The 12,523-nt window shown below is 42.5% G+C and carries 11 protein-coding genes; 1 reads left to right on the top strand and 10 read right to left on the bottom strand.

Going from position 1 to position 12,523, the window contains the following annotated elements:
• The first annotated feature begins 33 nt into the window (after positions 1-33).
• A complete protein-coding gene (locus BKK52_RS02410; protein WP_077420483.1) occupies positions 34-1,824 on the top strand; it encodes an ABC transporter ATP-binding protein/permease in 1,791 nt (596 codons plus the stop codon).
• Between the two features lie 112 nt (positions 1,825-1,936).
• Here the strand turns inward: BKK52_RS02410 and BKK52_RS02415 are convergent, their stop codons facing one another.
• The 10 genes from BKK52_RS02415 to BKK52_RS02460 all read right to left on the bottom strand — a co-directional run bounded on the left by BKK52_RS02415 (position 1,937) and on the right by BKK52_RS02460 (position 12,381).
• Positions 1,937-3,145 (bottom strand): BaiN/RdsA family NAD(P)/FAD-dependent oxidoreductase, encoded by a 1,209-nt coding sequence (locus BKK52_RS02415; protein ID WP_077420481.1) that lies wholly within the window; start codon positions 3,143-3,145, stop codon positions 1,937-1,939.
• The gene (gene nrfF, locus BKK52_RS02420) at positions 3,142-4,197 is read right to left on the bottom strand and encodes a heme lyase NrfEFG subunit NrfF (protein WP_077420479.1); all 1,056 of its coding nucleotides are present in this window, start codon (positions 4,195-4,197) and stop codon (positions 3,142-3,144) included. The genes BKK52_RS02415 and nrfF overlap by 4 nt, the downstream gene beginning before the upstream one ends.
• On the bottom strand, positions 4,194-4,724 hold the full coding sequence (locus tag BKK52_RS02425; protein ID WP_077420477.1) for a DsbE family thiol:disulfide interchange protein: 531 nt from the start codon (positions 4,722-4,724) through the stop codon (positions 4,194-4,196). The genes nrfF and BKK52_RS02425 overlap by 4 nt, the downstream gene beginning before the upstream one ends.
• Positions 4,721-6,631, bottom strand: coding sequence for a heme lyase NrfEFG subunit NrfE (gene nrfE / locus BKK52_RS02430; RefSeq protein ID WP_077473676.1), 1,911 nt, complete (start codon positions 6,629-6,631; stop codon positions 4,721-4,723). The genes BKK52_RS02425 and nrfE overlap by 4 nt, the downstream gene beginning before the upstream one ends.
• An 83-nt stretch (positions 6,632-6,714) precedes the next feature.
• Positions 6,715-7,680, bottom strand: a complete 966-nt coding sequence (gene nrfD / locus BKK52_RS02435) for a cytochrome c nitrite reductase subunit NrfD (protein WP_077420476.1) — start codon at positions 7,678-7,680, stop codon at positions 6,715-6,717.
• A complete protein-coding gene (gene nrfC / locus BKK52_RS02440; RefSeq protein WP_077420475.1) occupies positions 7,677-8,354 on the bottom strand; it encodes a cytochrome c nitrite reductase Fe-S protein in 678 nt (225 codons plus the stop codon). The genes nrfD and nrfC overlap by 4 nt, the downstream gene beginning before the upstream one ends.
• Complete coding sequence (nrfB, locus tag BKK52_RS02445; RefSeq protein WP_077420473.1) at positions 8,351-8,989, bottom strand: cytochrome c nitrite reductase pentaheme subunit; 639 nt, start codon at positions 8,987-8,989, stop codon at positions 8,351-8,353. The genes nrfC and nrfB overlap by 4 nt, the downstream gene beginning before the upstream one ends.
• 65 nt (positions 8,990-9,054) lie before the next feature.
• Positions 9,055-10,578 (bottom strand): ammonia-forming nitrite reductase cytochrome c552 subunit, encoded by a 1,524-nt coding sequence (gene nrfA / locus BKK52_RS02450; protein ID WP_179108194.1) that lies wholly within the window; start codon positions 10,576-10,578, stop codon positions 9,055-9,057.
• A gap of 259 nt (positions 10,579-10,837) precedes the next feature.
• A complete protein-coding gene (locus tag BKK52_RS02455; protein WP_077420469.1) occupies positions 10,838-12,112 on the bottom strand; it encodes a glycosyltransferase family protein in 1,275 nt (424 codons plus the stop codon).
• Positions 12,106-12,381, bottom strand: coding sequence for a hypothetical protein (locus BKK52_RS02460; RefSeq protein ID WP_077420467.1), 276 nt, complete (start codon positions 12,379-12,381; stop codon positions 12,106-12,108). The genes BKK52_RS02455 and BKK52_RS02460 overlap by 7 nt, the downstream gene beginning before the upstream one ends.
• Between the last annotated feature and the right edge of the window lie 142 nt (positions 12,382-12,523).

Consider the following 12,523-nt stretch of genomic DNA (forward strand, 5'->3'; position numbering starts at 1 on the left):
GCAACATAATAGGGTTTATTGACGGATACTTTTATGGATTACGGACAAGAAGCCATCACCTCACTTCTATGGATCTTAAAAACCCTCACGATGACGGCTGTGGTATTTAGTTTCGGCATTTTTCTGCTGGTACGTTTCACTCACTGGGGGAAACAATTTTGGTTGTTTGCCGGCGGCTATCTTTCCCCGAAACGAAGCCTTAAACCCATGTTATTTTTCTTGCTCATTGTGGCACTCACCTTAGTGAGCGTGCGTATCGGATTAGTCCATTCTGAGTGGTACAACAATATGTACACCTCGCTACAAGAATTTAATGAACCGGTTTTCTGGCAGCAAATGGGCTTGTTTTGTGTCATTGCCGCCAGTGCCGTTTCCACCTCGTTAATCAGCTATTATATTGAACAACGCTTTGTCATTGATTGGATTAGTTGGCTCAATGATGAACTGGTGGGTAAGTGGATGGCAAACCGTGCCTATTATAAAACACAGTATTTATCTGCCAATTTAGACAACCCGGATCAACGAATTCAACAAGATATTCAATCTTATGTCAAAACCACCCTTTCACTCAGTACCGGTGTGATTGATGCCGTTACCTCAATCATTTCCTACACCGTATTATTATGGGGATTAGCCGGCCCAATGATGATATTAGGGAAAGAAATTCCCCATATGATGGTCTTTTTAGTGTTTGGTTATGTCATCTTCACCACATTAATTGCCTTTTGGCTCGGGCGACCATTAATTCACCTCAATTTTGCCAATGAACGGTTAAACGCAAACTATCGTTATTCCCTCATTCGCATTAAAGAATATGCCGAGAGCATTGCCTTCTATGCCGGGGAAAAAGTCGAACATCATCAACTTTATCGCCAATTCCGTGCCGTTATCGGCAATATGTGGGATATTGTCTTTAGAATGTTAAAATTCTCAGGGTTCAATTTAATTGTGAGTCAAACCTCTGTGGTCTTTCCTCTGTTAATTCAAGTGGGACGCTATTTTGAAAAACAAATCAAATTGGGCGATTTAATGCAAACATTACAGGTGTTTGGCAAATTGCATGCCAATTTATCTTTCTTCCGTAACACCTATGATAATTTTGCCGGCTATAAAGCCACCCTTGACCGTTTAACCGGCTTTACTTATGCCATTGATATGGCAAACCGAGAGTCTAAAACAACGATTTATCCTACTGAAAATGAAGTGATTTTTGAGCATTTAAGCATTAAAAATCCCTTCGGTAAAACCCTTATTTCAGATCTCAACCTCCATTTACCGGCGGGTTCTGCGCTGTTAATTCAAGGCAATTCAGGGGTGGGAAAAACTACGCTATTACGCACTGCCGCCGGGCTTTGGTCTTTTTCTTTAGGCAAAGTTTATTGTCCTCAAGAAGTGCTTTTTCTCTCACAAAAGCCCTATTTACCGCAAGGCAGTTTGCTCACCGCCTTAGCTTATCCTAAAAATGAAGCAGAAATTGACCGCACTTTGGCAGAAGCGATTTTACGAAAGGTCTCACTGGGTCATTTAATAGAAAGGTTAACCCAAACGCAAGATTGGACGCGCATTCTTTCCCTTGGGGAACAACAACGTTTGGCATTTGCCCGATTATTATTGCATAAGCCTAAAGTGGCCTTTTTAGATGAAGCCACCGCCAGTATGGATGAAGGGCTAGAAGAAGCGATGTATCGCCTATTAAAAGCCGAACTGCCCCAGATGACGCTCATTAGCGTGGGACACCGCTCCACACTGAAATCCTTCCATTCACAACAGCTTAATATTTTGGCGCAAGGAAAATGGCGGTTAGACGGAACACTTAAAAATTAAAGTGATATTACTCAAGGTTTATCTTTCCGGTTATAAACTTTTTATTTAGTTTTCATTCGTTGCTATAAGGGGAGAATTGCTATGATAGCCCTGCCTGAAATGCGGTGCTAATTTATCTTTTCTCCCCTATCCCAAAGGCGCAAGCATAGGCTGAACTCCACGCCCATTGGAAATTATAACCTCCAAGCCAACCGGCAACATCAACCACCTCACCAATAAAATATAAGCCTTTGATTTGCGTACTTTCCATCGTTTGGGAAGAAATATAATGGGTATCGACTCCGCCTATGGTTACTTCTGCCGTGCGATAGCCTTCTGTGCCATTGGGGGTAAATTGCCAGTGATGGATTAAATTTGCCAAATTTTTTAACCGCACTTTACTGAGCTGGGCAACGATTTCATCTTGAATAACACCTTGTTCTAACCAAAGTTCAATCAGCTTTTTAGGAAGGTAGCGTGTTAGCGCAGTTTTTAACATCACTTTTGGGGATTGCTGTTTGATTTGTTGGATTTCTTCTTCAATATTGTGTGTCGGCAGTAAATCAATGTCCAGACTTTCATTTGGTTGCCAATAATTTGAACTTTGCAATACTGCAGGGCCGGAAATACCACGATGGGTGAAAAGTAACTGATTGTGAAAAGATTTTCCGCATTTTGCCGTTATAGTTACGGGTAAGCTAATGCCTGAAAGTGCGGTTAAAAATTTATCGGTTTCACGGTAAGTAAAGGGGACAAGGCTTGCCCGTGGTGGAATGATTGGGATATTAAATTGTTCGGCAATTTGGTAACCGAAAGGGGTGGCACCAAGACCCGGCATAGACAAGCCACCGGTGGCTATGACTAAGTGTTTGCAGTGCCATTGTTCGGCATTAGCGGTGATTTCAAATCGTACTTTGTCATCATATTCAAGGCGTTTAACTTGTGATATTTCACGGCGTAAATGGATATTGACTTGGTGTTTTTTACATTCTGTTGCCAACATCTCAACAATTTTCTCTGCCCCTTCATCACAAAAAAGTTGTCCGTGTGCTTTTTCGTGATAGCCAATGCCGTATTCCGCCACGAGGGAAATAAAATCCCAGTTGGTATAGCGTGCAAGGGCAGATTTGACAAAATGCGGATTTTGCGAGAGATAGTGGCTTGGCGTTACATCAAGGTTGGTAAAATTGCAAAAGCCGCCACCGGACATGAGGATTTTTCGTCCGATTTTTTTGCCGTTATCCAGTATGGTGACTTCTTTTCCCCGTTTCCCTAATTGAGAGGCACAAAATAACCCGGCAGCCCCCGCGCCGATAATGAGGGTTTCAGAATAATGCTTCACTGTGCTTGCCCTCGGTCTAAAAATTCTAACATTTTCATTCGTTGAATCACCATACGGCGATCAACGGCTGCATTGCCGCTATCTAACAATTGTTGTAAGTAATCTTTTGCCTGTGTATAGTCGCGTACTTCAAGGGCAAGGGTGGCAAGCAAAGAAAGACTGGCAATTTCTTTCGGGTCTTGGCTGAGGGCTTGGTTTAAAAGCTGTTTTGCTTCAGGTGTCAGTTGTTGGCCTGCTTGATAATAAAGTGCGGTGGCTTTTAAGCCTAAAATATGGGGTTGAGAGCCGACTAATTTTTCCGCATTGGCATAGGCAATGAGCGCATAATCAAATTCATTGTTTTGCACATAAGCCTCACCGAGTTGAATCCAAGCCTCGGTATTATTCGGATCAGTGCGTAATTTATCTTGAATTTTTGTTACCATATCTTCTCTTTTGTGAAAGTCCGCCATTTCAATTTGTTTGTTATGTTGAGCGATCATCGCTTGTTCGCCTGCTTGGAGGCGGGAGAAACGATCAAGGGATAGATAATAACCAAGGGGAATGGCAATGACTAACGCCAAAATACTAAGGATGATTTTTCCATTAGGCTTTTGGGGGGCAAGTGTGTCGGGCTCGTTTTGTTCAACCGAATTTAATGCAGAAGAGGGGGGGCGACCTTTGAGCTGAGCGGTTTTTTGCTGAGAAGACCAAACCAACCCTGCTGCGAGCAGGAATAGTCCAATAGGCAATAACCATAATAATGCCGTATTCCATTGAAAAGGGGGCTTATAATTCACGAAATCACCGAAACGTGCCGTCATTGTATCGATAATTTGCTGATTGGTTTTGCCCTCATTGACCATATTATAGACTTCAATACGCAGGTCGTAGGCGATAGGGGAATTGGATTCCACTAAGTTTTGATTTTGGCATTGCGGACAACGTAGCGATTTCGCCAGTTCCACTGCACGGGTGCGATCTGCTGAGGTTTTGAATTGGTAAGTATCCACCATTTCCGCTTGGGCAAACAAGCTAAAGCAGAATAAAAGTGCGGTTAAAAAAGTTCTCATTTTTTCATTAATTCTTGAATTTTAGGCTCAAAGACTTGCTTCCAAGTTTCTCTGTCCAGTAAGCCGGAATGACGATAACGAATAATACCTTGAGCATCCACTAAATAGGTTTCCGGTGCGCCATCGACACCGAGTTTCATGGCAAGTTCTCCCTGGCTGTCATCAATTGTCAGAAGGAAAGGATTACCCATTCTTTTTAGCATTTCACGTCCCTTTTGTGGATTATCCCGATAATCAATACCGATGATAGGAAGTGTTTTGGCGATATCCATTAATAGTGGATGTTCCTCTTTGCAATAGCCACACCAACTGCCCCATACGTTCAATAAAAAGGGGGTTTTAGGGAAATCTTTTAGGCTAAGGGTTTGGTTAGGTTCAAATAAATTGGCTTGATAAAATTCCGGTACGGGTTTATCAATGAGTGCTGAAGCAAGCTTTTTCGGATCTTGCTTAAGCCCTGCGATCAACAAAAAGCAGACGCCCAATAGAATAAAGAGCGGTGTAAAAAAAAGCAGTTTTTTCTTCATGATCTTTCCTGTTTTCGGCGTAAACCCAATGTGCTACAAAGTGCTCCTAATGCCATTAGAATTCCTCCTGCCCATAGCCAACGAATGAGCGGCTTGTAATGCAAACGGAAAGTAAATTCCCCTTTGCCGAGGGAATCGCCCATCACGATGTAGAGATCTCCCCAAAATCCACCGCTTAGTCCCACTTCGCTCATTGTCATCGTGCGCACATCATAATAACGGCGTTCCGGAATGATAGTGGTGTAAGGTTTCCCTTTCTCTGTAACGTCAAAAAAGGCCACTTCGGTGGTGAAATTAGGGCCGATTTCATTAGAAAATTGACGATAATGAAATTCGTATTGCCCCAGTTTTTGGCTTTGTTGTGGAGCAAGGCGAACCCCGATTTCACTGCCAAAATAACTGCTCATCACCGCCCCCATCGTGGCAATGGCAACACCGCAATGGGCTAAAATCATTCCCCATTGTACAAGGTGGATTTTGCGCCAATTTTGCCATAAGGTCGCAAAGCAAAGCCAAATGGCAAGGGTTAATAAAAGGAAGGCAAACGCATGGAAATGGAGTGCTTCATTATGATGAATTTGTTGCCAAATCATCAATAAAGCGATGCCGCTTGCAGGGATAAGTAATAATAAACGGCGGATAAAAAATACCGCCTCAAACTTCGCCCAGCGTAATGCGAGAGAAACCACCATAGCCATTAACATCAGCGTTAAAAGCGGTAAAAAAATGCTATTGAAATAGGGGCTACCCACCGAAATCGATCCCCAATTCATCGCTTGAAACAACATGGGGTAGAAAGTGCCTAAAAAGGTGGAAACGGTGGCGACGGTTAATAAAATATTGAGAAATAAAACCCCACCTGCTTTTGAAATTAGCCTAAATTTGACCGCACTTTCTTGGCTATTATTTGAACGTAGTGCGAATAATCCGAAAGCCAATAAGGTGAGCAAAAAGAAAATGAGCAACAACGCATAGCCTCGGGTGTTATCAATTGCAAAGGCATGAACGGAGGTAAGAGCACCGGAGCGTACAATAAAGGTGCCGAGAATGCTGAAAGCAAAGCTAAGCAGTGAAAATAAGGTGGTCCAATAAGGTAATGTGCCTTGTTTTTCAGCGATCACTAAGCTGTGTAGTAAGGCAAGCCCGAGTAGCCATGGCATCAGTGAGGCGTTTTCCACCGGATCCCAAAACCACCAGCCGCCCCAGCCTAATTCGTAATAAGCCCACCATGCCCCTAATAGGATACCAAGGGTTAAAAATAACCAGGATACTAAGACCCAATTTCGCATATTGTTGGCGATTTTTTGCACGGGTTGACGATAAATGAGGGCACTGAGGCTCATGGCAAAATTCACCGCAAAGCCCACATAGCCAATATAGAGGAGTGGGGGATGGAAAATTAACCCGATATCTTGCAACATTGGGTTGAGATCCCGCCCTTCCATTGGAGCCGGGAAAATGCGCCCGAAAGGGTTGGAATAAAACAAAATAAATAGCGCAAAACCAAAACAAATTAACCCCAGTAAAGCAAGGCTTTGTGCGGAAAAAGTGCGGTCATTTTTTCGGTTAAAAAAAGCAAAAGCAGCAAGCCATAAACTAAGTGAAAATAGCCAAAATAACATTGATCCTTCGTGCCCGCCCCAAGTTGCCGCAACTTTGAAAAAGGTAGGCAGCCGGGAATTGGAATGGGCGGCAACGTATTCTAGGGTGAAATCATCGGTGGCAAACGAATAAGCGAGAATGGCAAGAGAAAGCGTGGTGGTCATCGTGAGTACATAGCTTAACCACCAAGCGCTGTTGATGAGCGTGGGATTTTTTTTAAATAACCCTACCTGTGGTAACAATGCAAGAAATAATGCACTGAGGGTGGCAATTAAAAGGGAGAGGAAGCCAAGTTCTGGAAGCATAATAAATTTTTCAGTGATTAACATCAGGTTTCAAAAAAGAAAGGCGCATAGTAATACGCCTTTCTTCATAAAACAACCTTTGCTTATGCCACGGTTAATTGCCCTGCATACAAAATGAAATAGCGTAAACAGAGCACCCCGATTAAGTCGAAAATCGACACCCAAATAATAAAGGTGCGGTTATATTTGAATCGGTCAGAGGCAAACATATTGGCGATTAATGGGATCAAAATACCAATAAAGAACACACCAATCCAGAATACAGCGCCCCAGAAACCGGAAAGGGCGTTGTATAATGCTAAGGTTTTTTGTCCGCCACCAAAATATAATCCGACGAAGAAGCACACTAATAAGCCGAGTTCGGTCACCATAATCGGCACTTCAAATTTGTGAATGAAGTGAGATTCGTGAGAATCCCCTTTCAATTTGCCGGCTATTAGGATAACTAAGAAGGTCGCCGCAATACCGGATGAGGTGCCCGATGCCAAGAACAATGCCGGCAATACCGGATTATTTAGCATTGGATAGCTGATGAGCGCAGAAAGTAGGAAACCGGTATAGGCCCCTAAAACTGCCGCTAATACGAATAAAATCACCTCTACCGGGCTTATTAAACGCTCTGCAAAGCCAATTAATTTCATCACAAATTGCAGTTTTGGCATAAAACGCTCAATGAGTGCTTTCACCTCATTTTTGAAGATAACGACACCCCATAAGACCAAAAACAGCATATACACTTGGAACAGCATTACCCCCATGGACATGACGGAATTGAATTGATAATTAAACATCAATTTCCAAAATGTCCAAGGGCGTGCCAAGTGGAAAATTAATAGAGTAAGACCGATTAATGTAGGGACGGAGCCTAAAATGATCCCGGCACGAATAATCCAGTTTTGGCTTGGATTTTCTAATTTATTGCTGCGTTTGAATGCAATGGCCAATTGGACTGCACCGGATGAGATCCCAAGTAAAAACAGATAGATCGCAATGGTAGAATCCCACACTAAATTGGGCGTGTGGAACGGAACTGGATAATCTAATGTCATCTTCTTGGCTCCCCATGTTGGAATGGAATATGGTAAAGATTGGGTTGTGTACCTAATTCCACTTTGGTGCGATAAACCGGTTTTTCTTTGACTTTTCGTGCCACTTCACTACTCGGGTCGTTCATATCACCAAAGGTGAGGGCTTTTGTTGGACAAGCTTCCACGCAAGCAGGTTGTTTACCGTTGGCTAAATTGGTATCACGACAGAAATTACATTTATCCGCCGTTTTATGAACCGGGTGAATAAAGCGTACACGGTACGGGCAAACGGCAATGCAGTATTGACAACCGACACATAAATCTTTCTCTACATCTACAATGCCTGTTTCACTATCAATAAATGAAGCACCCGTCGGGCATACGGCGACACAAGGGGCGTTGCTACAATGTTGGCAAGATTGACGGAAAAACTCATATTCCTGATTTGGAAACTCGCCATAAGGTTCGCTGCGCAAAATCTCTAAACGAGAGACCCCTTGCGGCACTTGGTTGACATCACGACAGGCATCCATACAGGCCGTACAGCCAATACAAGCCGTTTCATCATGTATCATGGCATAACGTTTGGTTTTATCCGCTTTGCCTTCTTTTGCTAAAGACGTTAAAGAGGTTCCCGTCATAAGGATCACCGCCCCCATGCCGGAAACAAAGTTTCGGCGTGAGCAAGTTGTCATGGGTTATCCTTTTGTTCTGTTGATTTCTCTTTTTCGGCTTGGCGTTTTTGCTGTTCGCCATGACAGTCAACACAAAGTTTAACCCGTTGTTTTGGTTGAATACCTTTCATGGCATCTTCTTTCGGATGAAGCGTGTGACAGCTTGCACAAGGCAATTTCATGGCATGGACATCGTGTGCCCATAATTTTTCACGCAGTTTGTCCGGTTGGTGACAAGCAAAACAGACTTGGTTTTGTTGTTCTACGGAATAGGTTGGTTTTTTCTCACCAAAAATATCCCCTTCAAAACGCATGACATCTTTCGCACCACGGCGGTGGTTTTCTGTAATATTACCGTGACAGCTTACACAGGTGATAGGCTTGCCGTTGTTCGGATTTTTTTGGTTTAAGTGTGTACCATGGAATTTTCCAAAGTGTAGTTCCCCCCCGGATTGATCTAAGGTTTGGTTTTTATCCACTTTGTCAAATTTATGGCATTTTGCACAATATTGGTTGGGATCACGTTGATTGTCTAATTGCGGTTCATAACTGAGCGCTGAACCCGCTTGTGCATGGGCAATTATTGGCGTTGCAGAGGCAAAGAGAAGAAATGCAGCCGCTTTTGCCATATTGCGAAGAAAAGACGTTAAATTCATTTTGGAACCTCAAATTTATTCTGGAAAACGACCGCACTTTTAGCGAAAAGTGCGGTCACTTTTTCTTACTGTTTTGTTACGCTATCTTCGGCTAATTTGCCGTTAGCTTTCGCTTCTTTTTCCCATTGAGGTACAACTGTTTTTAAGAACTCTTCTTTGGCTTGACGTTCTTTTTCAATATCAATTCCCATCACTTTCCACGCTTTTTCAGCGGTCGAGATATCAGGAATTTCAACCGGTGTTTTCACTCCGTGTTTGGTTAAGATAGCGGCGAGTTTAGTGCGTGCATCTGCCGCTTTATCGATACCTGAGCCTAATACACGAAGCATTACATCAGGGGCGTGCATATGACCACCGTGGCTTGCTGCGGCATAGTCCCAACGCCATTGCGCGTGACGGATATCCATTAATGCCGCCTCCATTTCTTCTTTGGTTGCACCGGCATCCCAAGCGGCTTTGGCTTCAAAGTGTGCTTTTACAACTTGATCTTCTAAACGACCCATCACATCTTTCACGTCTTTTTTACGTGAAGCCACGATATCTTTTAATTTTTCTTTACTTTGATCGTGGCAGTTCGCACAGGTTGAATCAAAGGCATCAAATGGATTCTGGATTTGGTGATCCGTATAAACTTTACCATCCGCATCCTGTACTTTCGGCATATGGCAGTCTATACAGGTTACACCGTTTTTACCGTGCATCCCTAAAGACCAAATTTCAAAATCAGGGTGCTGGGCTTTCAACATTGGTGCTTTGGAAAGGGAATGTGTCCAATCGCTAAACCCAATATCATCGTAGTATTTTTCAATATCATCCACGGTTTGACCATTATTCCAAGGGAAGGTCACTTGTTTGATGTCACCGGCAAAATAGTATTCAACGTGACAGTTCGCACAAATTTCCGCACGTTGTTCTGTACGTGCCGCAGTATTGAAACTAAGATTTGGTTGTTCTTTTCCCGCAGCTTTTGCTTTAGCTTGTAAAGCATTATTGAGGTGATCTAAAGCACGTAAAACGTGCGGACGGGCAATACGCAATGCCGGTTTGCCTTCTGCAAAGTCTTTAGAAGTGGTATCGTGACAATCCGCACAACCAATAGAGTTTACCACCTCAGCACCGCCTTTTGCCCATTTGGCATTGAAGTAACCTTCTTCGCCCCATTCAGCGATTAAACGGGGAACATCAGGACCTTTACAAGTCCAGCACGCCATCGGCTGAGGGCCGTCATTAGCGGTTTTTGGGGCACCGGTACGCAGAATATCACGCACATCTTTAATGGCATAAGCATGACCACGTGGTGCATTGTACTCTTTAGAGAACGCATAGCCTCCCCAAAGTACGATTAAGCGCGGATCTTCTTCATCGGCATAAATTAATTTGTCGCCTTTTTCCGTTGCTTTCCAAGACTGGAATTGTTTTGGATATTTTTCAGCAAATTTTTCATTCACTGCTTCAATCTTTAAATTCGGGTTTGGGGCTTCAACGGGTTGTTCAACCGGTTTATAAACCATTTCAGCCATTGCCGAATTATAGGCGCCTAAGGCTGCGAAAGAGGCAGCCAAAATAAGACTTTTTCTTAATGTATTCACGATAAACACTCCATAGAAAAGTGAGGGAAAAAGAAAGTAATTCAAATGCGAACCATTATTGATAAATCATTGATATTACTTAAAAAAGATACTACATTACGAGAATAACAATAGCAAAAGTGCGGTGATTTTCTAGAGCTATTTATGAAAAATTTGCTTTAGATCAAAGGAAAAAATCAAAATACACCTAAAGAGGTAGGACTATAACGTAGGAAAAATTTAACCGCACTTTGAATGATCAAAAGTGCGGTTAATTCTTTTATTGTTTCCAATTTTTGCGTTCGGTTAATTCCCGCTTTATTTCTTCAATCACCGCATCCCAAACAGGTAACGGTGAGGGACAACGGAAAAGTTGAACGGTTGGATACCAAAGATTGCTTGATTCAACCGAGCCCCAACGCCAATCTACAATATAGGGCAACATTAATAAACTTGGGATCCCCATCGCACCGGCAACGTGAACTACGGAAGTATCAACAGAAACAAGGCAGTCAAGGTGCGGCAGCATTGCCGCCGTTTCAGCAAAATCCTTTGCATTTTTCGCCACATTGGGAATATTGTATTTTTCCAGCAATTGTATTTCCTGTTCATTACAGATTTTTTGAACGCAATACCAATCAATCCCTTCCATTTGAAATAGGGTTTCAATATAGCTTAAATGATGAATAGAGCGGTAGGCATCATTTTCGTGAGTAGGGTCGCCGCGCCAAACGATGCCGACCTTTAAATTTCCCGTTTCCGGAAATAAATGTGCGGTATTTTTCTGCATATCGGGAGTGGCAAAAAGATAAGGCAAGCGTTTAGGTAAATGCGGAAACGGTGTGCTGAGATAGGCTAAAATTTCATGCGGATAAACCCAATAATCAAATTCGCCAATGAGCTTTGATTGCTCGACTGATTGATCTTTCAATGTGGCGGAATCTATCACACAATCAATATCGGGGTGGCTGGAAACAAGGGAAACAATCGGGCTTTGTACGATCCATTTCACCATTGCCCCTTGATGTTTAAAATAATAGGCTAACCGGGCAAACATAATTTCATCGCCTAAACCAAACTCAGTCCAAACTACGATAGTTTTTCCCGATAAATTTTCCCCTTTCCAACGTTTCTCATAAAGTACTTCCTGCGGCGGTGTTGGGGTTCGGCGAAGATGTGCATTGCCTAGATGCATTTCCCTTTGCCGGAATCCGTTTTGATAATCACCGCTTTCTAAAATATCTAAAACCGTATAAACATATGCAACCGGTGTCAGCGTTCTATCAAAAAAACGCTGCCAATAGCCATGTGCCACCGTGGGAATATCGTGGAGTAGTTTGCTACGAGTAAAATTATACAATGTCGATTGAGGGGCGAGATATTCCATTTTATCCAATAAAGGTAAAAGCCGGGCAAGCGGTGCTTTTTCATTGATCGCTTGCATTATCTGTGCGTGCATTCCGCCAACATCAACAGCATTTTTAGTAAATACCCAAACATTTTGATTTGGTGTTTCGCAGAAAGTTAAAAGTTCAGGGAAAAGTGCGGTCAACATTTCAGGTTTTTTTTATCAATACACTCCATTAACAAAAAACCATTATTTTTCAGTGTTCTCAGCCAACATAAAAGGTTTTCTTTGGAATAAGACAGATCGGCATCCACAAAAATGGCAGAAAAAGTATGATCTTGCGTATATTGAAGTTTATCCTTTGTGCCTAATTCACGGCTCCAAGGATGGATTTTTAACTCTGCAAGAAACTCCCGGGTGAAATGAACCATCATAGAATCGGAACAAAGTTTAAGGGCAATATTGGCTTCGGTCATTTTATTATTCCTGATTAGATTAGGTAGAATTTGAACAGACATTAAGAAAGAAAACCCTGTTCAATAATGGGCGTATTCTAAATTTAAATGAAAAAAACTCAAGCAGGAGGCCCTAAGATTTTAGAGCAAACATTGAATGATG

Origin of the sequence: Rodentibacter trehalosifermentans, assembly GCF_002000545.1 — a bacterium.
Taxonomy (GTDB): Bacteria; Pseudomonadota; Gammaproteobacteria; order Enterobacterales; family Pasteurellaceae; genus Rodentibacter; species Rodentibacter trehalosifermentans.